The 23,301-nt window shown below is 67.2% G+C and carries 17 protein-coding genes; 6 read left to right on the forward strand and 11 right to left on the reverse strand.

The window, feature by feature from the left end:
• Positions 1-3: 3 nt before the first annotated feature.
• From QMX82_RS01585 to atzF, 4 genes are all read left to right on the forward strand, one after another.
• Positions 4-714, forward strand: coding sequence for an urea amidolyase associated protein UAAP1 (locus QMX82_RS01585; protein ID WP_158895542.1), 711 nt, complete (start codon positions 4-6; stop codon positions 712-714).
• Between the two features lie 9 nt (positions 715-723).
• Positions 724-1,359, forward strand: coding sequence for an urea amidolyase associated protein UAAP2 (locus QMX82_RS01590; protein WP_158895544.1), 636 nt, complete (start codon positions 724-726; stop codon positions 1,357-1,359).
• A gap of 191 nt (positions 1,360-1,550) precedes the next feature.
• Positions 1,551-5,150, forward strand: coding sequence for an urea carboxylase (gene uca / locus QMX82_RS01595; protein ID WP_282280953.1), 3,600 nt, complete (start codon positions 1,551-1,553; stop codon positions 5,148-5,150).
• An 11-nt stretch (positions 5,151-5,161) separates the two neighbouring features.
• The gene (atzF, locus tag QMX82_RS01600; RefSeq protein WP_282280954.1) at positions 5,162-6,964 is read left to right on the forward strand and encodes an allophanate hydrolase; all 1,803 of its coding nucleotides are present in this window, start codon (positions 5,162-5,164) and stop codon (positions 6,962-6,964) included.
• 54 nt (positions 6,965-7,018) lie between these two features.
• Here the strand turns inward: atzF and QMX82_RS01605 are convergent, their stop codons facing one another.
• The 9 genes from QMX82_RS01605 to urtA all read right to left on the reverse strand — a co-directional run bounded on the left by QMX82_RS01605 (position 7,019) and on the right by urtA (position 16,039).
• Positions 7,019-8,053: an AAA family ATPase gene (locus QMX82_RS01605; RefSeq protein WP_208691208.1), complete on the reverse strand. Its 1,035-nt coding sequence runs from the start codon at positions 8,051-8,053 to the stop codon at positions 7,019-7,021.
• Positions 8,054-8,077: 24 nt separating this feature from the next.
• Positions 8,078-9,121 carry an aliphatic amidase gene (locus QMX82_RS01610; RefSeq protein ID WP_282280956.1) on the reverse strand — a complete coding sequence of 348 codons (1,044 nt, stop codon included), beginning with the start codon at positions 9,119-9,121 and terminating at the stop codon, positions 8,078-8,080.
• Positions 9,122-9,154: 33 nt separating this feature from the next.
• Positions 9,155-9,502 (reverse strand): FmdB family zinc ribbon protein, encoded by a 348-nt coding sequence (locus tag QMX82_RS01615; protein ID WP_208691206.1) that lies wholly within the window; start codon positions 9,500-9,502, stop codon positions 9,155-9,157.
• Positions 9,503-9,550: 48 nt separating this feature from the next.
• A complete protein-coding gene (gene fmdA, locus QMX82_RS01620; RefSeq protein ID WP_208691205.1) occupies positions 9,551-10,780 on the reverse strand; it encodes a formamidase in 1,230 nt (409 codons plus the stop codon).
• Positions 10,781-10,965: 185 nt separating this feature from the next.
• Complete coding sequence (gene urtE, locus QMX82_RS01625) at positions 10,966-11,655, reverse strand: urea ABC transporter ATP-binding subunit UrtE (protein ID WP_208691204.1); 690 nt, start codon at positions 11,653-11,655, stop codon at positions 10,966-10,968.
• 223 nt (positions 11,656-11,878) lie between these two features.
• A complete protein-coding gene (urtD, locus tag QMX82_RS01630) occupies positions 11,879-12,643 on the reverse strand; it encodes an urea ABC transporter ATP-binding protein UrtD (RefSeq protein ID WP_158892366.1) in 765 nt (254 codons plus the stop codon).
• Positions 12,640-13,803: an urea ABC transporter permease subunit UrtC gene (urtC, locus tag QMX82_RS01635; protein WP_282280961.1), complete on the reverse strand. Its 1,164-nt coding sequence runs from the start codon at positions 13,801-13,803 to the stop codon at positions 12,640-12,642. The genes urtD and urtC overlap by 4 nt, the downstream gene beginning before the upstream one ends.
• Positions 13,804-13,813: 10 nt before the next feature.
• Positions 13,814-14,731, reverse strand: coding sequence for an urea ABC transporter permease subunit UrtB (gene urtB, locus QMX82_RS01640; RefSeq protein WP_282280962.1), 918 nt, complete (start codon positions 14,729-14,731; stop codon positions 13,814-13,816).
• Positions 14,732-14,794: 63 nt separating this feature from the next.
• Positions 14,795-16,039 carry an urea ABC transporter substrate-binding protein gene (gene urtA / locus QMX82_RS01645; RefSeq protein WP_208691201.1) on the reverse strand — a complete coding sequence of 415 codons (1,245 nt, stop codon included), beginning with the start codon at positions 16,037-16,039 and terminating at the stop codon, positions 14,795-14,797.
• A 295-nt stretch (positions 16,040-16,334) separates the two neighbouring features.
• Here urtA and QMX82_RS01650 point away from each other — a divergent pair, with 295 nt between their 5' ends.
• Together QMX82_RS01650 and QMX82_RS01655 are read left to right on the forward strand one after the other, a co-directional pair.
• Positions 16,335-19,730 carry a hybrid sensor histidine kinase/response regulator gene (locus QMX82_RS01650; protein ID WP_282280963.1) on the forward strand — a complete coding sequence of 1,132 codons (3,396 nt, stop codon included), beginning with the start codon at positions 16,335-16,337 and terminating at the stop codon, positions 19,728-19,730.
• A complete protein-coding gene (locus tag QMX82_RS01655) occupies positions 19,727-20,383 on the forward strand; it encodes a response regulator transcription factor (RefSeq protein ID WP_282280965.1) in 657 nt (218 codons plus the stop codon). Before QMX82_RS01650 ends, QMX82_RS01655 begins: the two co-directional genes overlap by 4 nt.
• A gap of 102 nt (positions 20,384-20,485) precedes the next feature.
• Here the strand turns inward: QMX82_RS01655 and QMX82_RS01660 are convergent, their stop codons facing one another.
• Both QMX82_RS01660 and QMX82_RS01665 read right to left on the reverse strand, forming a co-directional pair.
• The gene (locus QMX82_RS01660) at positions 20,486-21,853 is read right to left on the reverse strand and encodes a glutamine synthetase family protein (protein WP_282280967.1); all 1,368 of its coding nucleotides are present in this window, start codon (positions 21,851-21,853) and stop codon (positions 20,486-20,488) included.
• Positions 21,850-23,250: an aspartate aminotransferase family protein gene (locus QMX82_RS01665; protein WP_282280968.1), complete on the reverse strand. Its 1,401-nt coding sequence runs from the start codon at positions 23,248-23,250 to the stop codon at positions 21,850-21,852. Before QMX82_RS01665 ends, QMX82_RS01660 begins: the two co-directional genes overlap by 4 nt.
• Positions 23,251-23,301 lie beyond the last annotated feature (51 nt).

Genomic DNA, 23,301 nt, shown 5'->3' on the forward strand with positions numbered 1-23,301 from the left:
CCCATGACTGACGAACTGCTCTACCAGGAACGCGTCCCCGGCGGCGGCACCGCCTCCTTCATCCTGCGCCGCGGCCAGACCCTGCGGCTGACCGACGTGGAAGGCGGCGCCAATGTCAGCCTGCTGCTGTTCAATGCCGATGACCGCAGCGAGCGGCTGAACCTGCCCGATACCCTCAAGGGCCAGCACACCGCGCGTCTCACCGCCGGCCATTGCCTCTATTCCGACATGGGGCGGGTGCTGGCGGCCGTGGTGCGCGACACCTGCGGCTGGCACGACAGCTTTGGCGGCGTGGCCAATGCCGCCGAGGTGGCGGAGAAATACGGCGCGGGTCGCTATCAGGAGCTGCGCAACGGCTTCCACCGCAATGGCACCGACAACCTGCTGGTGGAACTGGCCAAGTGGGGCCTGGGCCTGGAAGACCTGCTGATGACCCTCAACCTGTTCAGCCGGGTGGACGTGGATGCCGCAGGCGCCTTTGCCTTCGTGCCCGGCAACTCCCGCGCCGGCGATCTGGTCGAGCTCCATGCGCCCATGAACACCCTGGTGGTGCTGACCGCCCTGCAGCATCCGCTGGACCCGGACCCGGTCTATGCGCCGCGCCCGGTCGATCTCGCCCAGTTGCGCGCGGCGCCCGAGGTGGCCGAACGCTGCCGCACCTCGCGCCCGGAAAACGAGCGCGCCTTCCAGAACACCGCCCGCTACTTCCTCTGAGGCCCCGCCATGACCCTGATCGCCAGCACCAAACGCCCGGAAGATGCCAGCTACCGTGCCCTCCTGCCGGCTGGAGCGCCCTACCTCAAGGAGGTCAAGGCCGGCCAGACCCTGCGCATCCATGACCTGGAAGGCAACCAGGCGGTGGACACCCTCTTCTACGCCGCCGCCAACCCCCAGGAACGCTACGATCCCCAGCGCACCCTGAGGCGCCAGGGCCGGGTCTATCTGTCGACCGGCAGCGTGCTCTATTCCAACCTGGGCAATCCCCTGCTGACCATCGTCGCCGACACCTGTGGCCGCCACGACACCCTGGGCGGAGCCTGCTCCCAGGAGAGCAACACGGTGCGCTACGCCCTGGATCGCCGGCAGATGCACAGCTGCCGCGACAACTTCCTCTGCGCCGGTGGCCATGACGGGCGCCTGGGCAAGCGCGACATCGGCGCCAACATCAACTTCTTCATGAACGTGCCGGTGACCGCGGACGGCGGCCTGACCTTCGCCGATGGCATCTCCGGCGCCGGCAAGTATGTGGAGTTGCGCGCCGAGACCGACGTCATCCTGCTGATCTCCAATTGCCCGCAACTCAACAACCCCTGCAACGGCTGGAACCCCACTCCGGCGGAGGTGCTGCTATGGGACTGACCCGCGCACGCCAGCTCTGGCAGTGGCTGCGACCGCGTCTCCATCGCCTCTGCGAAGTCCGCGCCGGGCGCTACAGCTACCGCGGCAAGCGCTAGACGCCGACTGACCTACCGCCCTCGCGCGGCCTCTTGGGGACGACCCCGAGAGCTTTTATCTGGCGGGACGGCCCGCCGCCTTCGAGGACGCCTCGAATGTTCACCACCCTGCTCATCGCCAACCGTGGCGCCATCAGCTGCCGCATCCAGCGCACCCTGCGCGACCTAGGCGTCGCCGCGGTCGCCGTCTACAGCGAAGCCGATCGCGCCAGCCGCCATGTCAGCGAGGCCGACCAGGCCTTCAGCCTGGGCGAAGGCGCCGCCGCGGCCACCTACCTGGACACCGCCAAGCTGCTCGAGGTCGCGCGCCAGAGCGGCGCCCAGGCCATTCACCCGGGCTATGGCTTCCTCTCCGAGAACGCCGCCTTCGCCGAAGCCTGCGAAGCCGCCGGCATCGCCTTCGTCGGGCCCACCCCCGAGCAACTGCGCACCTTTGGTCTCAAGCACACGGCGCGGGCCCTGGCGCGCGCCCAGGGCGTGCCGCTGCTGGAGGGCACCGAGCTGCTGGATACCCTGGAAGGGGCACTGGCGGCCGCGCAACAGATCGGTTATCCGGTGATGCTCAAGAGCACCGCCGGTGGCGGCGGCATCGGCATGCGCGTGTGCCGCACGGACCCTGAACTCGCCGAGGCCTTCGACGCCGTGCGCCGGCTGGGTCAGAACAACTTCAGCGACGCGGGCGTCTTCCTGGAGAAGTACATCGAGCGCGCCCGGCACCTGGAGGTGCAGGTGTTCGGCGATGGCCAGGGCGAGGTGCTGGCGCTGGGCGTGCGCGACTGCTCGGTGCAGCGCCGCAACCAGAAGGTACTGGAGGAAACCCCGGCGCCCAACCTGCCGGCCGGCATGGCCGAGGCGCTCTGCGCCGCCGCCCTGGAGCTGGCACGCGCGGTACGCTATCGCAGCGCCGGTACCGTGGAGTTCGTCTACGACAGCGCCGCCGACCGCTTCTACTTCCTGGAGGTGAACACCCGGCTGCAGGTCGAGCATGGCGTCACCGAGCAGGTCTGGGGCGTGGACCTGGTGCGCTGGATGATCGAACTGGCCGCCGGCGAACTGCCGCCGCTGGCCGTGCTCGCCGCGGGGCTGCAGCCCCAAGGCCATGCCATCCAGGCGCGGCTCTATGCCGAAGACCCAGGTCGCGACTTCCAGCCCAGCCCGGGCCTGCTGACCCAGGTCGACTTCCCACCCGCGGATGGCCGGGCGCTGCGCCTGGACACCTGGGTCGAGGCCGGCTGCGAGATCCCGCCCTATTTCGATCCCCTGGTGGCCAAGGTCATCGCCTGGGCCCCCGACCGCGATGCCGCCCGGCAACGCCTCGACCAGGCCCTGGCGGCGACCCGGCTCTATGGCGTGGAAACCAATGGCGACTACCTGCGGCAGATCCTCGCCGCCGCGCCCTTCGCCTCGGGCCAGCCCTGGACGCGCTGCCTGGAGGGGCTGACCTACCAGGCCACCACCCTGGAGGTGCTCAGCGCCGGCACCCAGACCACGGTGCAGGACGCCCCCGGGCGCCTCGGCTACTGGTCGGTGGGCATTCCCCCTTCCGGCCCCATGGACGACCGCGCCCTGCGCCTGGGCAATCGCCTGCTCGGTAACGACGGCCGCGCGGCCGCCCTGGAAATCACCCTGGCCGGCCCTACCCTGAGATTCAACACCGAGGCCGTGGTGGTGGTCACCGGCGCGGCGCTGCCGATCCTGCTGGACGACCAACCCCAGGCCATGGACAGCGTCTTTCGCGTCTCCGCGGGTGCCATCCTGCACCTGGGCGCCATCACCGGCGCCGGCGCCCGCAGCTATCTCTGCCTGAGAGGCGGCCTGGACCTGCCCGACTACCTGGGCAGTCGCAGCACCTTCACCCTCGGCCAGTTCGGCGGCCACGGTGGCCGCGCCCTGCGCGCCGGCGACGTGCTGCACCTACAGCCGCTGACCGACCCACGCGCGGAGGCACGGCTGCCCGTCGCCCTGACCACCCGGCTGCCCGAGACCCGCACCCTGCGTGTCATCTATGGGCCGCACGGTGCGCCGGACTATTTCAGCCCGGACTATCTGGATCTCTTTCTCGCCACCGACTGGGAGGTGCACTTCAATTCCAGTCGCACTGGCGTGCGCCTGATCGGCCCCAAGCCGGAATGGACCCGCGAAGACGGCGGCGAGGCCGGTCTGCACCCCTCCAACATCCACGACAATCCCTATGCGGTGGGCGCCGTGGACTTCACCGGCGACATGCCGGTCATCCTCGGCCCGGACGGCCCCAGCCTGGGCGGCTTCGTCTGCCCGGTCACGGTGATCGAAGCCGACCTCTGGCAACTCGGCCAGCTCAGGGCCGGTGACCGGCTGCGCTTCCTGCCGGTGGACCTGGCGACCGCGCGGCGCCTGCAGCAGGCACGCCTGGCCGAGGAAAGCAGTCTGCAGCCGCAGGCGGCGATCGCCATCACGCCCAGGCGCGGCGATCCCGTGGTACTGGACCTGGGCCAGGGCGCCGAGCGCCTGGTGGCGCGGCTTTCCGGGGATACCCACCTGCTGCTGGAGATCGGCCCGCCGGAGCTGGACCTGGCCTTGCGCTTTCGCGGCCATGGGCTGATGAAGGCGCTGGCCGCGCTGGCGCTGCCGGGGCTGAGCGAACTCACCCCCGGCATCCGCTCGCTGCAGGTGCACTACCAGCCCGAGACATTGCCCCTGGCGGAGCTGCTGGCGGCGGTCAGTCGCTGCTGGCAGGCGCTGGGCGATGCCCAGGACCTGCGGGTGCCCTCGCGCATCGTCCATCTGCCGCTGTCCTGGGACGATCCGGCCTGCCGCCTGGCCATCGAGAAATACACCACCACGGTGCGCAAGGACGCTCCCTGGTGCCCGAGCAACCTGGAGTTCATCCGCCGGGTGAATGACCTGGAGTCCCTGGAGGCGGTCAAGCGCATCGTCTTCGACGCCAGCTACCTGGTGATGGGCCTCGGCGACGTCTACCTGGGCGCGCCGGTGGCCACTCCCCTCGATCCGCGTCACCGGCTGGTGACCACCAAGTACAACCCGGCGCGTACCTGGACCGCGGAAAACTCGGTGGGCATCGGTGGCGCCTATCTCTGCGTGTACGGCATGGAAGGCCCCGGCGGCTACCAGTTCGTCGGTCGCACCCTGCAGATGTGGAATCGCTACCGTGACGTGGAAGCCTTCCACGGCCAGCCCTATCTGCTGCGCTTCTTCGATCAGATCCGCTTCCATGAGGTGTCGGCGGACGAGCTGCTGCGCATCCGCGCCGACTTCCCCCTGGGTCGCGTGCCGCTGCGCATCGAAGAGAGCGAATTGTCCCTGGCCGACTACCAGGCCTTCCTAGCACGCGAAGCCGAGGGCATTACCACCTTCCGCACGCGCCAGCAGAGCGCCTTCGCCGCCGAGCGGCAGCGCTGGATCGACTCCGGCCAAGCGCATTTCGACAGCCAGGAAGCCGCTGTCGAAGCCACCGAGGATATCCCCCTCGCCAGCCACCAGCTGGCCCTGGAGAGCCCGGTGGCCGGCAATCTCTGGCAGGCCCAGGTGCAGCGGGGCGACCAGGTGGAAGCCGGCCAGCCGCTGCTGATCCTGGAATCCATGAAGATGGAAATCCCGTTGCTCGCGCCCTGCAGCGGCCGGATCCACGACCTGCAGGTCCAGCCCGGCTCGCCGATCCGCGCCGGCCAGCGCCTGCTGGTCATCGACAAGACCTGAAGGAAGCCACCATGACATTCGATCTGCGCCTCGACACCCTGAGCGCCGCCTATGCCGCCGGGACCCAGACCCCACGCACGCTCATCGCCGAACTGCGGGAACAGGCCGCGGCCCTTAACCCCGAGTACCACCTGTTCATCCACCTGCTGACCCCAGCCGAGCTGGAGCCCTATCTCGCCGCCCTGGAAGATCGCGATCCCGCCGAGCTGCCGCTCTATGGCATCCCCTTCGCCATCAAGGACAACATCGACCTCGCTGGCATCCCCACCACGGCGGCCTGCCCGGCCTATGCCTATGTGCCCGAACGTTCGGCGACCCTGGTGGAACAGCTGGTCGCCCTGGGCGCCGTGCCGCTGGGCAAGTGCAATCTCGACCAGTTCGCCACCGGCCTCAACGGCACCCGTTCGCCCTACGGCGCCTGCCGCAACAGTGTCCACCCGGACTATCCTTCCGGCGGCTCCAGCGCCGGTTCGGCGCTGGCCGTGGCCCTAGGTGTCGCCAGCTTCGCCCTGGGCACCGATACCGCCGGTTCCGGGCGCGTGCCCGCGGCGCTGAACAACCTGGTGGGCCTCAAGGGCAGCAAGGGACTGCTGTCCACCGCCGGCGTGGTGCCCGCCTGCCAGACCCTGGACTGCGTGACCTTCTTGACCGCCACCGCCGCCGAAGCCAGCACGCTGCTGGCGCTCACCGCCCGCCTAGATCCGCGCGATCCCTACAGCCGCGCCAATCCACAGTGGAACGACGCCAGCGCCTTCGGCCGCCCGCGGCCCTTCCGCTTCGGCGTCCCGACCCAGCTGGAATTCCTCGGCTGCCCGGAAAGCCCGGCGCTGTTCGCGGCGGCCAAGGCCCGCCTGGAAGCCCTGGGGGGCGAAGCCGTGCCGCTGGATCTTGCGCCCTTCCTGGAAGCCGCGCGCCTGCTCTATGAAGGCCCCTGGGTCGCCGAGCGCTACAGCGTGTCCGGTGCCCTGATCGAGGCCGAACCGGACGCGGTGCTGCCGGTGATCCGCGCCGTGCTGGAAAAGGCCCCCGGCACCACGGCGGTGGACGCCTTTCGCGCCGGCTACCGCCTGCAGGCGCTGAAAGCCCGGTGCGACGCCCTGCTGGCCGAACTGGATTGCGTGCTTACCCCCACCTATCCACGCCCGGTGACCCTGGCGGAACTGGCGGCCGAACCGGTCGCCCGCAACGGCGACCTGGGTTACTACACCAACTTCATGAACCTGCTGGACTACGCCGCCGTGGCCGTGCCGGCCGGCGTCATGGCTAACGGCCTGCCCTGGGGCGTGACGCTGTTCGGCCGGGTCTTCACCGACCAGTACCTGCTGAGCCTGGCCGCGGCCCTGCAGGAAGCCCAAGGCCTGGCGCTGGTCGGCGGCGCCCTGCCGCACGCCAGCCTGCCGGCGCGCTCCGCCCGCCATGACCGTGCCCGCCTGGTGGTCTGCGGTGCCCATCTGCAGGGGCTGCCCCTCAACGGCCAGTTGCTCGCCCGCGGTGCCCGCCGCCTGGCCCTGACCCGGAGCGCGCCGCACTATCGCCTCCACGCCCTGGCCGGCGGCCCGCCGCCACGTCCGGGCATGGTCCGGGTCGCCGAAGACGGCGCCGCCATCGAGGTGGAGGTCTGGGAGCTGCCCAGCAGCGAACTGGGCAGCTTTCTCACCGGCATCCCCGCCCCGCTCGGCCTGGGCAAGGTGGAACTGGCCGATGGCAGCTGGGAAACCGGCTTCATCTGCGAGCCCTATGGCCTGGCGGGAGCCGAGGACATCACGGCGCATGGTGGGTGGCGGGCGTGGTTGGCAAGTCGCAGCGCCCGCTAGCGTAATCCCCAGGCTCGGGAATCCGCATCGGGTCCCGAGCCCGGTGGGAAGCCATCAGCCGGCGTCCACCTCGCGCACCACCAGACGCCCCTCCTCCTGAACCGCCAGCAGTCGGACAGCCGTCGGCTGTGCCAGCAGACAGTCGGCCAACGCCGGCTCCAATAGCCGGCGCAGGCGCCGGACCAGATCGCGAGCGCCGAAGCGGGGATCGTGATCACGGGTCAGGAAGGTCCTGGCGCTGTCGTGCAGCTCCAGGCTCTTTCCCCGGCGGCCCAGGCGCTGATTGAGCTTGTCCAGCTCGATGGCGAGCAGCCCGGGTAGCCAGTCCTGATCGATGCGCTCGAACGCCAGGATCCGCTCGATACGATTGAGAAATTCCGGATCGAAGTGCGCGTGCAGCGCTTCTTCCAGGATAGGTCTTGGGTCCGCCGACAGCTTGAGCCAGCGCCGCCAGCCTCGCGCGAAGCGGGTACGCTGCTGCTGGACGGCCCGGGCACCCAGGTTGCTGGTCATGAAGATGAGGCTGTTGCGAAAATCCAGGCGCTTGCTGCCGGCGCTGAGCACCAGCTGGCCGCTGTCGAGGACATTCAACAGGGTACGGATGACCTGGCGATCGGCCTTTTCCAGCTCGTCGAACAGCACGATGCCAGGGCGGCCATAGCTGCCGGCGATGGCCTCGGCATCGAACAGCGTGGTGCCTTCCTTGCTGCCCACATAGCCGGGCGGCGCGCCGGCCAGGGCCGCGGCGTAGTGTTCCTGGGCCAGCGTGTTCATATCGATACGGCAGAGGGCGTCTGCTCGACCATGAATCGCCTGGGCCAGCAGGCGCACGATCTCGGTCTTGCCGACCCCGGTGGGACCAAGGAACAGACTGACGCCCAGGGGTCTTGCCGGATCACCGATGTCGGCCTTGACCACCTTGAGCAAGGCTTCGACCTCGTCAAGCACCCTGGCTTGCCCCAGGATGCGCGCCCGCAGGAGCGCCATGACCGCGGCGGGTTCGAACAGGAAGCGCGAGGGCAACGGCGGCTGACCCTCGCGGGCGAGCTGGTCGCGATTGTGCTCGATCAGATCATTGACGAACGGCATGTTCCCTCACCTTTGCGGCCTGCCTCAACCCAGCTGGCGTTCCTGGCCGGGATGCGGCAACTCGCCCACCGGGCAATCGGCCACGCCAATCGTGGAGCGGGTCATCCGCTCGACGTCGGCCTGGGCCTTCTGGGCATCCAGCACCCAGGTGCGATAGAAGTCGAAGGGGCAGTCGGCCACGCCCTTGTCGCCGTCGCCGGAGTTGTAGACCCCGGTGTAGCCGCGGTGCAGCAGCTTGAACAGGTGGTTCTGCGACTGGTCATTGGCGCGGGCATCGCGAATCTGCGAGATCGACAGCTGGGCGTACTGGATGCCCATCTCCTCCTCGCCGCACTCACCGAGGGTGCGGCCATCGAAACCGATCAGCGCCGAATGGCCAAAGTAGCTGTATACCCCGTCGAAGCCGGTGGCGTTGGCTACCGCCACATAGCAGTTGTTGGCCCAGGCCATGGTCTTGGCCATCAGCACCTGCTGCTCCTTGGCCGGATACATGTAGCCCTGGCAACGTACGATCAGCTCGGCACCCTTCATGGCGCAGTCGCGCCAGATTTCCGGGTAGTTGCCGTCATCGCAAATGATCAGGCTGATCTTCAATCCTTTGGGGCCGTCGCTGACATAGGTGCGGTCACCGGGGTACCAGCCCTCGATGGGGCACCAGGGAATGCACTTGCGGTACTTCTGCACGATCTCGCCCTGGTCGTTGATAAGTACCAGGCTGTTGTAGGGCGCCTTGTGCGGATGCTCCTCGTGGCGTTCGCCGGTGAGCGAGAAGATGCCCCAGGTCTTGGCCTCACGGCAGGCGGCGGCGAAGATCGCCGTCTCCTCGCCGGGGATGGTCGCGGCGGTGGCCATCATCTCGTCCCTGTCGTACATGATCCCCATGGTGCTGTACTCGGGGAACACCACCAGATCCATACCCGGCAGGCCGAGCTTCATGCCTTTGATCATGGTGGCGATCTGGCGAGCATTGTCCAAGACCTCGGCCTTGGTATGCAGGCGGGGCATCCGGTAGTTGACGACAGCGACGCCGACGGTATCGGGGCTGCTGGAAATATCGCCATGGCGCATGGAGTGGCTCCTTTGAAAGGGCTGGACCGCGGATCAGTGGCTAATCATCCAGGGGCGGTTTGACGGACTGGTCTTCAGGCCATGGGGATTGCCCTTGCTGCGCGCCACCGGCTTGCTCGGCGCGCAGCAGCTGCAACCGGCGCCATGACCGCGCTTGGCCTGGTACTCCGCGAGGGACTGGGGCGCGTGGCGCGAACGCTCATTGGTCTCGTGGGCGTGACGCGCGCCGCCCGCCAGGGTCGCCAGGCCGGGGGCGCTGAGAATCACTCGGGGGCTGGGCGCGGCGCAGGCGGGGCAGTTGCAGGGATCGTCGCGCTGAGCCATCGGGCGCAGCAGGGTGAAATCTCCGCAGTCGGGGCAGTCGTATTCGTAGATCGGCATGACGGGCTCCTGGTGGCGAGTCGCGGCCGGCGGCCGCACCCGGGCGGCTCACTTGTCGTAGGCGATGGGCATATCGATGCTGCCGTCCAGGTAGCGGGTCGGTCCGGCGGCAGTGGGGTTGATGTCGAATTCGAAGATGTCCGTCGGCAGCCAGAGGGTGGCGCAGGCGTTGGGAATGTCGACCACGCCGCTGATATGGCCCTGCACCGGCGCCGAGCCCAGCAGCGAGTAACCCTGGGCGCCGCTGTAGCCGAATTTCTTCAGGTACTCGATGGCATTCAGGCAGGCCTGCTGGTACGCCAGGTTGACGTCCAGGTAGTGCTGCTTGCCGGCGTCATCCACCGAGATGCCTTCGAAGATCAGGAAATTGTTGTAGGTGGGCACGATGGGGCTGGGCTTGAAGATGGGATTCTTGATGCCGTACTTGGCCATGCCGCCCTTGATCAGCTCGACCTTCATGTGCACCCAGCCGGCCATCTCGATGGCGCCGCAAAAGGTGATCTCGCCGTCGCCCTGGCTGAAGTGCAGGTCGCCCACCGAAAGGCCCGCGCCCTCCACATACACCGGAAAGAAGATCTTCGAACCCCGCGACAGGTCCTTGATGTCACAGTTGCCGCCATGCTCACGGGGCGGCACGGTGCGCGCGCCGGTAGCGGCTGCCGCGTCGCGGGCCGCGCCGGTGAGCTTGCCCATGTGGGCGGTCGCGGCGAACGGCGGATTGGCCAGGGGCGGTACCCGTGTCGGGTTGCTGGCGATCAGCTCCTGCTCGCGGGCATTCCAGTTGGCCAGCAGCTTGGGGTCCGGCAGGCAGCCGATCAGTCCGGGGTGGATGAGCCCGGCGAAGCGCACCCCCGGGATATGCCGGCTCTTGGTGAACATGCCCTCGAAGTCCCAGATGGATTTCTGCGCCGAGGGAAAGTAATCGGTGAGAAAGCCACCGCCGTTCTGCTTGGAGAAGAAGCCGTTAAAGCCCCACTGGGACTCGGCCTTGGCGCCGATGTCGAGCAATTCGACCACCAGCAGATCGCCCGGCTCGGCGCCCTTCACCCCTACCGGTCCGGAAAGATAATGCACGGTCGACAGGTCGACATCGCGCACGTCGCTGGCGTCGTCGTCGTTCTTGATCGCGCCACCGGTCCAGTCGTAGGTTTCCAGGACGAAGTCGTCACCCGGCTTGACCCAGCAGGCCATGGGGATGTCCGGATGCCAGCGGTTGTGGACGTTTTCGTTGTCGGTGGCGGCCTGGTTGAGGTCGACCTTGATCAGGGTGTCGGTCATCGCGCAGCTCCTGGCTGTTGGCGGTAGCGGGAGGGTTCCAGGTCAGTCTCGGGGCTGGGATCGGGGCTGCAAATACGTCGGATGACGTAGGCGCAAACCCTGGCGAGGCAAGGCTTGGACGGGATTGCCAGGCAGCCGGAAGCGGCCGCCCCACTGCTGCAGGGCGGACGCGCAGAGCGCCGGGATCAGACCGACAGGTAGCGGCTGATGGTGGCTTCGTCGACCTTGTCGCGGGTCTCCTCGACCACGAAACGGCCCTTCTCGATCACCAGGAAGCGATCGGCGATGTCGAGGGTAAAGGACAGCACCTGCTCGGAGACCACGATGGTCAGGTCGCGCAGGGCGCGGATCTCCTTCAGGGTGCGGGCGATGTCCTTGATGATCGAGGGCTGGATGCCCTCGGTCGGCTCGTCCAGCAGCAGCACCTTGGGATTGGTGGCCAGGGCGCGGGCGATCGCCAGTTGTTGCTGCTGGCCGCCGGAGAGGTTGCCGCCCTTGCGCTGGCGCATCTCGTGCAGCACCGGGAACAGCGCATAGAGATCGTCCGGCACCCTGCCCCGCGCCGAGGCCGGCAGGCCGGTCTGGATGTTTTCCAGCACCGTCATGTGGGAAAAGATCATTCGCCCCTGCGGGACATAGGCGATGCCGCGCTCGACGCGCTGGTGCGTCTCCAGCCGGGAGACGTCCTGGCCGTCCACCGTCACCTGACCGCTCCACGCCGGCAGGATGCCCATCAGGCTGCGGAAAAGGGTGCTCTTGCCCATGCCGTTGCGGCCCATGACGGCGACGATTTCCTTTTGCGCCACCTCCAGGCTGAGCTCATGGAGGATGCGGCTCTGGCCGTAGCCGGAGACAAGGTTCTGGATCGTGAACATGACCGGGATCTCCCGTGGTCGGCTGGGTGGATGGTGATGGCCGGAGGCTCAAAACCTGCTCACGATCTCGCGAGCTAGAGACAAACAAGGCGAAAATGCCTGAGGAAGCGGATCGGACCCGCGCTCGGGGTTACGAGTGGTAAATGAGCATTCCGACGGGGCTGGCCTTCCAGGGCATTTTCAACGCCGTTTGGCCGACGCGCAGCAGAGCGTGGACAGGTTTTCAGTGCCCCAGGTACACCTCGATAACCTTGGGATTGCTCTGCACCGCCTCCATGCTGCCTTCGGCCAGGACCTTGCCCTGGTGCAGCACCGTGACCTTGTGGGCGATGCTCTTGACGAATTCCATGTCGTGCTCGATGACCAGCACCGAGCGCCCCTGGCTGATGCGGTTGAGCAACTCGGCGGTCTGGGCCCGTTCGGAGACGCTCATGCCCGCCACCGGCTCGTCGAGCATCAGGAGTTCAGGGTCCTGCATCAGCAGCATGCCGATCTCCAGCCACTGTTTCTGGCCATGGGAGAGCAGATCGGCCTGCTGGTGCAGCAGGTCGGCGAGAAAGATCTCCGCGGCCACCGCCTCCACCCGCGCGACCACCGCCGCACTGCGCTTGAAGAACAGCGCACCGAACACCTTGCGGCCCTCGGGATAGGACATCTCCAGGTTCTCGAACACCGTGAGGTTTTCGTAGATCGAAGGGTTCTGGAACTTGCGGCCGACGCCCGCCCGGACGATGTCGAATTCCTTCATCCGGGTCAGCTCGCGGCCATTGAATTCGATGCTGCCGGCGGTCGCGCGGGTCTTGCCGCAGATCAGATCGAGCACCGTGGTCTTGCCGGCGCCATTGGGGCCGATCACCACGTGCACCTCGTTACGGTCGACATAGAGCGTGAGGTCGTTCACCGCCTTGAAGCCGTCGAAGGAAACGGTCAGCCCCTCGATGGCCAGCACGGGTTTGGCCAACTGGAAGCCGATGGGGCTGCTGTTCATGGGGTTGTCTCCAACTGGGAGGCTTTGCTCGCCTTGGGCGACGCAGGCGCCGGGACCGGGGCGCTGATCGGTTTGCGTTTCAGCCGCGCGACCAGGCGCTGGCCATGGCTCTTCCAGAGCCCGGCCAGGCCGTTGGGGAAATAGAGGACGACCACGATGAACAGTCCGCCCATCAGGTACAGCCAGAGTTCGGGGAAGGATTCGGAGAAGTAGGTCTTGCCGAAATTCACCAGCAGGGCGCCGTACACGGCCCCCAACAGTGACAGCCGGCCGCCGACGGCGGCGAAGATGACCATCTCGATGGAGGGCACGATGCCGACGAAGGACGGCGACATGAAGCCCACCTGCAGGGCGAACAGGGCGCCACCCACCGCGGAAAAGGCCGCGGCCAGGCAGAACACGAAGATCTTGAAGCTGGCCACGTCATAGCCGGAAAAGCGCACCCGCTCCTCCTTGTCACGCATGGCCACCAGCAGCCGGCCCAGCTTCGAGCTCAGGACGAAGCGGCCGATCAGGATGCAGCCGAACAGCAGTGCCGCGTTGACGAAGTAGAGGATCACCTTGGCGCTGTCCGAACGGATGTCCCAGCCCAGCAGCGTCTTCAGGTCGGTGATGCCATTGACCCCGCCGGTGAGGCCCTGCTGGCCGATGATGAGGATGGTCAGGATGGCGGCGATGGCCTGGGTGACGATGGAAAAGTACACGTCCCCTACCCGCCGCTTGAACATCGCCAGGCCGATGATGAAGGCCAGCAGCACCGGAACCGCGACCACCGCCACCAGGGTGAAGCCGAAGCTATGGAACGGCTGCCAGAGCCAGGGCAGCTCGGTGATCTGGTTCCAGTCCATGAAGTCGGGAATGCCGGGGGTGGACTGGATCCTGGTGCTTTCCGGGTCCGAGGCTTCCAGCTTGAGGAACATCGCCATGCAGTAGCCGCCGAGGCCGAAGAAGATCCCCTGGCCGAGGCTGAGGATGCCGCCATAGCCCCAGCAGAGCACCAGGCCGACCGCGACGAAGGCGTAGGTCAGGTACTTGCCGACCATGCTCAGGCGGAAGATGTCCAGGGTCAGCGGAAACACCAGCAGGATCAGCGCGGCCAATACCAGCAGGCCGAAGGCGCCCTGCCGGCCACCGAGCAGGTTGTCGATTGCCTTGTTCATCGTGGACTCCCTACTTGCGGACTTTTGCCGAGAACAGCCCCTGGGGCCGCAGCATCAGGATGAGGATCACCGCCGACAGGGTCAGCACCTTGGCCATGGAACCGGAGAGGAAGAATTCCAACAGGGATTGCGCCTGGGCGATGCCGAAGGCCGAGGCGATGGTGCCGAGCAGGCTGGCCGCGCCGCCGAAGACCACCACCAGGAAGGTATCGACGATGTACAGCGAGCCGGAGGTCGGACCGATGGAGCCGATGGTGGTGAAGGCCGCGCCGGCCACCCCGACCACGCCGCAGCCCAGGGCGAAGGTCATGCGATCCACGCGGCGGGTGTTGATGCCCACGGCGCGGGCCATCACCCGATTCTGCATGGTGGCGCGCACCTGCAGCCCCCAGCGCGAGCGATACAGCATGAAGAACAGGGTCAGGGTCAGCAGCGCGGTCACGACCATGACGAACAGGCCGTTCTTGGGGATGTCGATGCTGGCGGTCGGACTCCAGGAGCCCATGATCCATTCGGGCAGTTCGGCGCTGACCTCGCGGGCACCGAATACCGAGCGAAATAGCTGTTGCAGGATCAGCGACAGGCCCCAGGTGGCCAGCAGGGTGTCCAGCGGACGCTGGTAGAGCCGGCTGATCATCGCCCACTCCACCAGCCAGCCGATGGCGCCAGCGACGAAGAACGCCAGGATCAGGGCGAAAAAGAAGTAGTAGGGCTGCAAGGCCGGAAACAGGTGCAGGGTCAGCGAAGACATCACGTAGGTGGTGTAGGCCCCCACGGTGAGAAATTCGCCATGGGCCATGTTGATCACGCCCATCTGCCCGAAGATGATCGCCAGTCCCAGCGCCATCAGCAGCAACACGCAAAATACCGAAAGGCCGTTGAAGCCCTGCATCACGGCGATGGCGCCGAAGTCGGATAAGCTTTCCATGGAGATCTCCCCGCAAAGGTGGACGGAGGCGTCGGTCAGGCGACGCCTCCGGTCAGGCAAGGCTTACTGGTAGCCTTTGGGGAAGGGGTTGGGCTCGATCAGCTCGGGCGACTCGTAGACCACCTTGAAGGTGCCGTCAGGCTGGATCTGGGCGATGCGCGAGCGGCTCCAGAGGTGATGGTTCTCGTGGACCTTGACGTAGCCTTCCGGCGCGGTCTTCAGCTCCAGGCCCGGTGAGGCCGCCACCACCTTGTCGACGTCGAAGCTACCGGCCTTCTCCACCGCCATCTTCCACAGCCAGGGACCGAGGTAGGCCGCCTGGGTGACGTCACCCACCACCGCGTCCTTGCCGTACTTGGCCTTGAAGGCCTCGACGAAGGCCTTGTTGTTGGGATTGTCGAGGGTCTGGAAGTACTTCATCGAAGAGTAGAAACCGGCCATGTTCTCGCCGCCGATGCCGAGCATTTCATCCTCGGTCACCGAGAGGGTCAGCAGATTCTGCTTGGCCGAGGTGATGCCCGCCGCCTTGAGCTGCTTGTAGAAGGCCACGTTGGAGCCCCCGACCACCGCGGCAAAGACCACGTCAGGCTTCTTCAGCTTGATCTTGTTGGTCAGGGAGCCGAACTGGGTGCCGCCCAGAGGGTAGTACTCCTCCCCCACCACCTGGCCATGCAGCACGTTCTCGATGTGCTTGCGCGCGATCTTCATCGAGGTGCGCGGCCAGATGTAGTCCGAGCCCACCAGGTAGAAGGTCTTGGCGCCCTTCTCCTTGGCCAGCCAGTCCAGCGCCGAGAGGATCTGCTGCGTCGCTTCCTGGCCGGTGTAGAAGACGTTCTTCGACTGCTCCAGGCCCTCATAGAAAGTCGGGTAGTAGAGCAGGCCATTGTCCTTTTCGAAGATCGGCAGCACCGCCTTGCGCGAGGCCGAGGTCCAGCAGCCGAACACCGCCGCGACCTTGTCGGCCTCCAGCAGCTTCTTGGCCTTCTCGGCGAAAGTCGGCCAGTCGGACGCGCCGTCTTCCTGGATGATCTTGACCTGCCGCCCGAGGATCCCGCCCTGGGCGTTGATCTGGTCGATGGCCAGCCGCTCGGCCTGGATCGCGCCGGTTTCGGAGATGGCCATGGTGCCGGTGGCGGAATGCAACTGGCCGACGGTGACGGTGGTATCGGTCACGGCCAGGCCAGTGGTATTGGCGGCGTCCGCCATCACGCCCTGGCTGAATACGCTGGCTGCCAACAGGGACAAAGCCGCGGCGCCCAGTGCCAGGCGCCGCGGAAGGCTGGATTTCACGCCCGCTGATCTGTGCATCTTGTCGCTCCTCTAGGTGATGTGCCGGTCGCCCCTGGTGACCGGGACTGCGGCTTGCGCTGCGGAGCAAGGATGGGCCGGGACCGTCGGCGCGGAACATACGCAGGATGACGTAACGACCTACGTCATCTGACGTACAGCCCGCTGCAACGCCCTGGGGCATGCTCGGTCTGTCGCGCGCCCGCGCGGGGCACGCCCGACCCACCGGACCGTGCGGGAGAGCGGCCAGGTGCCACCATGGGCCAAGGCATGGAACTTGCCTGACCCCCGCTACGCAGACCCCAGGAGCCCTGCCGTGCAGCAGACCGGGACGCAACGCATCGCCAAGATCCGCCGGGACTACAACAGCTGGGTGGCCGACGAAACGCTGGAAGACTACGCCCTGCGCTACACCCCCCGGTCGTTTCGCAAGTGGTCGGAATTCCGCATCGCCAACACGGCCCTGGCCGCCGTGTCCTTTCTGGCCCTGGAGGCCATCGGTGGCGCCCTGGCGATCAGCTATGGCTTCACCAATACCCTCTGGGCGGTGCTGGCGGCGAGCCTGGTGATCTTCCTCACCGCCCTGCCGATCAGCTACTACGCGGCGCGCTACGGGGTGGACATGGACCTGCTGACCCGGGGCGCCGGCTTCGGCTACATCGGCTCGACCATCACCTCGCTGATCTACGCCAGCTTCACCTTCCTGTTCTTCGCCCTGGAAGCGGCGATCATGGCGCTGGCCCTGGAGCTGTACTTCCGCATTCCGCTGGCCCTGGCCTATGTCATCTGTTCGATCATCGTCATCCCCCTGGTCACCTATGGCATCACCCTGATCAACCGCCTGCAGCTCTGGAGCCAGCCGCTCTGGCTGATCCTGCTGTTGTTGCCCTATGCCTTCGTCATTGCCAAGAATCCCGGGGCCCTGGCGGACTGGACCACCTTCGCCGGCCGCGAGGGCGAGGCCGGGGCCTTCAACCTGCTGTCCTTCAGCGCCGCCTGTACCGTGGCCCTGGCCCTGGTGACCCAGGTGGGAGAGCAGGTCGACTACCTGCGCTTTCTTCCGGAGAAGACCGCGCAGAATCGTCGGCGCTGGTGGGCGGCACTGCTGATGGCCGGTCCCGGCTGGATCGTACCCGGCGCCCTGAAGATGCTGGCCGGCGCCTTCCTGGCCTTTCTCGCCCTGCAGCACGAGATTCCCCTGGAGCGCGCCGCCGAACCCACCCAGATGTACCTGGTGGCCTTCGGCTACGTGTTCGCCTCGCCGGGTTGGGCCATGGGGGCCATGGTGCTGTTCGTCATCGTCAGCCAGGTCAAGATCAACCTGACCAATGCCTATGCCGGCTCCCTGGCCTGGTCCAATTTCTTCGCCCGAGTCACCCACAGCCACCCGGGGCGAGTGGTCTGGCTGGTGTTCAACGTGCTGATCGCCCTGATGCTGATGGAGCTGGGAGTGTTCGAGGCCATCCAGGAGGTGCTTGGGCTCTATGCCAACATCGCCATCGCCTGGATCGGCGCCGTGGTCGCCGACCTGGTGATCAACAAGCCATTGGGGCTGTCACCCCGGCACATAGAGTTCAAGCGGGCGCACCTCTACGACATCAACCCGGTCGGGGTCGGTGCCATGCTGCTCGCCTCGCTGCTGTCCGGTCTGGCTCATGCGGGGCTGTTCGGCGCCCTGGCGCAAGCCGCCTCACCCCTGGTATCCCTGGTCTCCGCGCTGATCTGCGCGCCGCTGCTGGCCTGGCTCACCCAGGGCCGCTACTACATCGCCCGGACCAGCGTGCTGAAGTTGCTGCATCCCGCCCAGGTCCATCTGGAATGCGTGCTCTGCACCAACGCCTTCGAGCGCGAAGACATCGCTTTCTGCCCTGCCTACGGCGCGCCCATCTGCTCGCTCTGCTGCGCCCTGGATGCCCGCTGTGGCGATCTCTGCAAGCCCAGGGCGCGCCTCGCCGAGCAGGTCGATACCCTGCTGCGCTGGCTGCTGCCGAACACCTCGGTGCCGCGCCTGCATACCCGCCTGGCGCACTACCTGGGCGTGCTGCTGGTCATGGTCGGTCTGATGTTCTGCGCCCTGGCGCTGATCTACAGCCAGGTCTCCCAGGGGCTGCAGGTCGATGAGCGCCACCTGTTGTATCAGGGCTTCTTCAAGGCCTTCATGGTGCTTACGCTGTTTGCCGGCGCCCTGGCCTGGTGGGTGGTGCTGACCCGCGAGAGCCGCCACGTGGCGCTGGAGGAATCGACCCGGCAGACCGCGCTGCTGATGCAGGAGATCGAGGCGCACCGCAAGACCGACGAAGCGCTGCAGCGGGCCAAGGAGGCGTCCGAAGCCGCCAACGCGGCCAAGAGCCGCTACGTCACGGGCTTGTCCCACGAGTTGCGCACGCCGCTGAACAGCATCCTCGGCTATACCCAGATCCTGCAGCGCGATCCGGCCAGCAGCGGCCATCAGCTGGATGCCCTGGCCACCATCTACCGCAATGGCTCGCACCTGCTCTCGCTGATCGACGGCCTGCTCGACGTGGCCCGGATCGAAGCGGGCAAGCTGCAGCTGGAACCCTCGGAGATTCCCTTTCCGGAGTTTCTCGAACAGCTGCAGCAGATGTTCACCCCCCAGGCCCAGGACAAGGGCCTGAGCTTTGCCCTCGAGGTCGAGGGACGCCTACCCGCCGTGGTGCGCGGCGATGAAAAACGGGTGCGGCAGATCCTCATCAATCTGCTCGGCAACGCCGTGCGCTACACCGACCAGGGTGGCGTGATCCTGGCGGTCACCTATGCGCGGGAAACCGCCACCTTCGAGGTCATCGACAGCGGTCTGGGCATCGCCGCAGAGCAGCTGGAGCGGCTGTTCCAACCCTTCGAACGGGGTGATCCGCTGCGCCAGGACAACGGCCTGGGACTGGGCCTGACCATCACCCGCATGCTGGTGACGTTGATGGGCGGCGCCCTGGACGTGACCAGCACGCCCGGCCAGGGCACCCGCTTCGTGGTGCGCCTGTTCTTGTCCGAGGTGCGGGTGCCTCAGGCGCTGGTTCATGTCGAACACAGCATCAGCGGCTATCAGGGCCCGCGGCGCCGGGTGCTGCTGGTGGACGACCACCTGGATCACCGCCGGGTGCTGGCCGGCATGCTCGAACCCCTGGGCTTCGAACTGGCGGAGGCCGCCAATGGCCAGGACGCCATCCGCCAGGTCGCCCTCTGGCAGCCGGACCTCATCCTCATGGATCTTTCCATGCCGCTGCTCGACGGGCTGGAGACCAGCGCGCTGATCCGCCGTAATGGCCTGTCCAGGGCGCCGATCATCGTCATTTCCGCCAATGCCTTCGCTGTCGATCGCGAACGCAGCACCGCGGCCGCCTGCGACGATTACCTGGCCAAGCCGGTCCATACGCCGCAGCTGCTGGAAAAGATCAGGGTGCACCTGAATCTGATCTGGCTGGAGCGAACCGCCGAACCGCCTGGGGCACGATCGATTTCGCTCCAGCCGCCGAGCGCTGCCAGTCTGGAAGCGTTACAGGAGCTGGGGGCGCTGGGCTATGTGAAAGGCATCCACGCCTGCCTGGACCGCATCGAGCGCGAGGAGCCGGCCAGCGCCGCCTATGTCGATACCCTGCGCGCACTGGTGAAACGCTTTCAGCTCAACGACTTCAATCGCCGTCTCAAAGACACGCTGCAGCCGGCCGACTTGCCCCTGGAAGGAGAGAATCCATGACCGCCGCCCTACCGCCCAGCGTGGTGCTGATCGTCGATGACACGCCGGACAACCTCGCCCTGCTCTCCGACGCCCTGGACGCCAGCGGCTACATGGTGCTGGTGGCCCTGGATGGCGCCAGTGCCCTGGAACGCATGCAGCGGCGCCGCCCGGACGTGGTGCTGCTGGACGCCATGATGCCCGGGCTGGATGGCTTCGAGACCTGCCGGCGGATCAAGGCACAGGCCGAACTGGCCGACATCCCGGTGCTGTTCATGACCGCCCTGACCGAGAGCGAGCACGTGGTGGAGGCCTTCGCCGCGGGCGGCATCGACTACGTGACCAAGCCACTCAAGACCGATGAGGTCTTGGCACGCGTCGCCGCCCACCTGCGCACGGCGCGCGAACTCCAGGCGGCGCGCAGCCTGCCAGCGAGCCGCCCGCCTGCCAGGACCGCGCTGGACCTGGCGCCGCTCAGCAGCCGCTATCAGTTGACCGGCCGCGAGGTGGAAGTCCTGCACTGGGTCGCCTGCGGCAAGACCAATCGCGACATCGGCGACATCCTCGGCCTCTCGCCCCGCACGGTGAACAAGCACCTGGAACACGTCTACGTGAAACTCGGCGTGGAAACCCGCACCGCGGCGGCGACCCTGGCTATTGGGGTGTGCCGGTGATCACGCTCCTATCCGCCAACGGTCGATCACCGGATTGAGTCCCGAGGCGCCGGGTCGCAGCTGTCGCTACAGACCTGCCAAGCACAGACGCGCCGAACAAGGTCAGGCGTGGGTCAGATACCAGCGCCAGTCCTGTTCCCCCACCTCGGCCATGAACTGCCGGTATTCCGCACGCTTGATCGCCAGATAGACCTCGACGAAACGCTCACCCAGCGCCTCCCGGATCCAGCTGGAGCGCTCCAGCGCCTGCAGCGCGGTGAGCCAGTCGGTGGGCAGGAAGTCGGTGGCCTGCTCGTAGCCATTGCCGACGATGGCCGGCCCCGGGTCACGCTCGTCACGGATGCCTTCGTGGATGGCGGCGAGGATGGCCGCGGCGGCCAGATAGGGATTGGCATCGGCGCCGCAGATGCGGTGTTCGATGTGGCGACTGCTGGCCGGACCACCCGGCACGCGCAGGGATACGCTGCGGTTGTTGACCCCCCAGCTCTTGGCCAGCGGCGCATAGCTGTTGGCCTGGAAACGGCGGTAGGAGTTGGCGTTGGGGCAGAAGATCGCCAAGGCATCCAGCATCCGGTGCTGCATGCCGCCGATGGAATGGCGCAGCAACGGCGTGCCCTGCGGGTCCTCGCTGGCATAGAGGTTGTGGCCCTCGGCATCGGCCAGGCTGACGTGCAGGTGCAGGCCGCTGCCCGCCTGGTCGCCGAAGGGCTTGGCCATGAAGCAGGCCTGCAGGCCGTGGCGGTTGGCCACGCCCTTGACCAGGCGCTTGTAGCGAATGCCTTCGTCGATGGCCTGGAGGGCGTCCAAGCGGTGCAGCAGGGTCAGTTCGAGCTGGCCAGGGGCGTATTCGGAGATGGCCGTGCGCACCGGCAGGCCCTGCACCTCGCAGGCGGCGTAGAGGTCATCGAGAAAGGGTTGCAGCTGCTCCAGTTCGTAGACCCCGTAGACCTGCGGCGAGCCGGGTCGCACGCCATTCATCTGCAGCGCCGGTTGCGGCCGGCCCTGGGCGTCGCGGGTGCGGTCGAGCAGATAGAACTCCAGCTCCACCGCCATCACCGGCTGGAAGCCGTCGGCCTGCAGCCGCTCGATCACCCGTACCAGGGCATGCCGGGGATCGGCGGGCGTGGCCGGCAGCCCCTGGGTCGGGTGCATGCTCACCTGCACCTGACCGGTCGGGGTGCTGCGCCAGGGTTGCAGGGTCAGGCTGCCGGGCAGTGGATAGGTCCAGCAGTCGACATCGGCGACCTCCCAGACCAGGCCGGTGGCTTCGACGTCTTCCCCCTGCAGGGTCAGCGCCAGGATGGAGCTGGGCAGCGGCCGGCCCTCTTCGTAGATGGCCAGCAATTCGTCCCGGTGCAGCAGCTTGCCGCGCGGCACGCCATTGGCATCGATCAGCATGAGTTCGATGCTGCGCACCTCGGGGTGGGCGGCGAGGAAGTCGCGGGCTTCCTGGGCGTCGGCGAAGTTCATGGCTGACACTCCCGGGCGCCTGGCAGCGCCAGGAGTTCGGCGAGGCCCTGGTCGAGGGTGGCGAGCAGGCGGTCGACGTCCGCGGCCTGGAGATCCGGGCAGCACAGGGTCATGTTGTGGAAGGGGGTGATGAGGATGCCCCGGTTGATCAGATAGAGGTGCAACGCCTGCTGCAGGCTGTCATGGAAGGCGGCTTCCGCCTCGGCGCCGGTGGTGGGCGGCGTGGCGCAGAACTGGAATTCGCAGCGGGCGCCCAGCTCCGTCACCGACCAGGCCAGGCCATGGCGGGCGATCACCGCGCGCAGACCGGCGGCCAGGCGCGCTGCCAGCGGCAGCATCCGTTCGTAGGCGGCCGGCGTCGCCACGTCCTCCAGGTTGACTCTCAGGCAGCGCATGGCCAGGGCATTGGCCGACAGCGTGGTGCCCATGCCGCTGTGCCCATGGCCGTGGCTGGTCTCGCTGGCGTGCTGCTGCGCCAGGCGCATGGCCTGGGCCATCTCGTGGCTGCAGCCATAGGCCGAACAGGGCACGCCCCCGGCGATGGGTTTGCCGAAGGTGATGAAGTCCGGCTGCAGATTCCAGGCGCGGGTACAGCCGCCGGGGCCGGTGGACAGGGTATGGGTCTCGTCGATGATCAGCAGGGTGCCGTATTGCCGGGTCAGGACGCGGACCTGGTCCATGAAGCCCGGGGCGGGCAGCACCATGCCGATGTTGGTCATGGCCGGTTCGCAGATCAGCGCGGCGACGTCGCCCTTCGCCAGCGCCTCCTCCAGCGCTGCCAGGTCGTTGAAGGGCACGGCCCGGCTGGTCTCGGCCAGGTTGTGCGCCTGGCCGATCAGGCCGCCGCGGTGCACGGTGCGACCGTCCTGATGGCGCACCATGACGTCGTCGACGGTACCGTGATAGCAGCCGTCGAACACCAGCAGCACCTTGCGATTGGTGATGGCGCGCGCCCAGCGGATGACATAGCGATTGGCGTCGGTGGCGGTGGTCGCCACCTGCCAGAACGGCAGGCCGAAGCGCTCGGCGAGCAATTCCCCGGCGACCACGGCATCCTCGCCGGGCAGCATGGTGGTGAGCCCGCAGGCGCCCTGCTCGGCCAGGGCCCGGGCGATGGGTGCCGGCGAATGGCCGAACATGCTGCCGGTGTCGCCCAGGCAGAAGTCGATGTACTCGTGGCCGTCTACATCGTGGAAGCGCGAACCCTGGGCATGGCTGACGAACAGCGCACTGGGCATCGACCAGTCGTTCATCCAGTGCATGGGCACGCCGCCGAACAGCGAGTGCCGGGCCCGCTCGGCCAGGGCGAGGGATTTGGGATTGCGCGCCAGGAAGCGCTCGCGTTCGGCCGCGACGAAGGTCTGGACGGCGGCTTCGCTGATACCACTGGTGGTCATGTCGGACTCCTCTTGGGGTGGAGGGCGTCTCGGCCGGGCTCAGTGCCCGGC

The sequence above is a fragment of the Pseudomonas sp. PS02302 genome (genome assembly GCF_029959585.1).
GTDB lineage: Bacteria > Pseudomonadota > Gammaproteobacteria > Pseudomonadales > Pseudomonadaceae > Chryseomonas > Chryseomonas aestiva.

Coding starts and splice junctions, on each gene's coding strand:
- QMX82_RS01585 (WP_158895542.1), top strand. CDS start 4: ATGACTGACGAACTGCTCTACCAGGAACGCGTCCCCGGCGGCGGCACC.
- QMX82_RS01590 (WP_158895544.1), top strand. CDS start 724: ATGACCCTGATCGCCAGCACCAAACGCCCGGAAGATGCCAGCTACCGT.
- uca (WP_282280953.1), top strand. CDS start 1,551: ATGTTCACCACCCTGCTCATCGCCAACCGTGGCGCCATCAGCTGCCGC.
- atzF (WP_282280954.1), top strand. CDS start 5,162: ATGACATTCGATCTGCGCCTCGACACCCTGAGCGCCGCCTATGCCGCC.
- QMX82_RS01605 (WP_208691208.1), bottom strand. CDS start 8,053: ATGCCGTTCGTCAATGATCTGATCGAGCACAATCGCGACCAGCTCGCC.
- QMX82_RS01610 (WP_282280956.1), bottom strand. CDS start 9,121: ATGCGCCATGGCGATATTTCCAGCAGCCCCGATACCGTCGGCGTCGCT.
- QMX82_RS01615 (WP_208691206.1), bottom strand. CDS start 9,502: ATGCCGATCTACGAATACGACTGCCCCGACTGCGGAGATTTCACCCTG.
- fmdA (WP_208691205.1), bottom strand. CDS start 10,780: ATGACCGACACCCTGATCAAGGTCGACCTCAACCAGGCCGCCACCGAC.
- urtE (WP_208691204.1), bottom strand. CDS start 11,655: ATGTTCACGATCCAGAACCTTGTCTCCGGCTACGGCCAGAGCCGCATC.
- urtD (WP_158892366.1), bottom strand. CDS start 12,643: ATGAACAGCAGCCCCATCGGCTTCCAGTTGGCCAAACCCGTGCTGGCC.
- urtC (WP_282280961.1), bottom strand. CDS start 13,803: ATGAACAAGGCAATCGACAACCTGCTCGGTGGCCGGCAGGGCGCCTTC.
- urtB (WP_282280962.1), bottom strand. CDS start 14,731: ATGGAAAGCTTATCCGACTTCGGCGCCATCGCCGTGATGCAGGGCTTC.
- urtA (WP_208691201.1), bottom strand. CDS start 16,039: ATGCACAGATCAGCGGGCGTGAAATCCAGCCTTCCGCGGCGCCTGGCA.
- QMX82_RS01655 (WP_282280965.1), top strand. CDS start 19,727: ATGACCGCCGCCCTACCGCCCAGCGTGGTGCTGATCGTCGATGACACG.
- QMX82_RS01660 (WP_282280967.1), bottom strand. CDS start 21,853: ATGAACTTCGCCGACGCCCAGGAAGCCCGCGACTTCCTCGCCGCCCAC.
- QMX82_RS01665 (WP_282280968.1), bottom strand. CDS start 23,250: ATGACCACCAGTGGTATCAGCGAAGCCGCCGTCCAGACCTTCGTCGCG.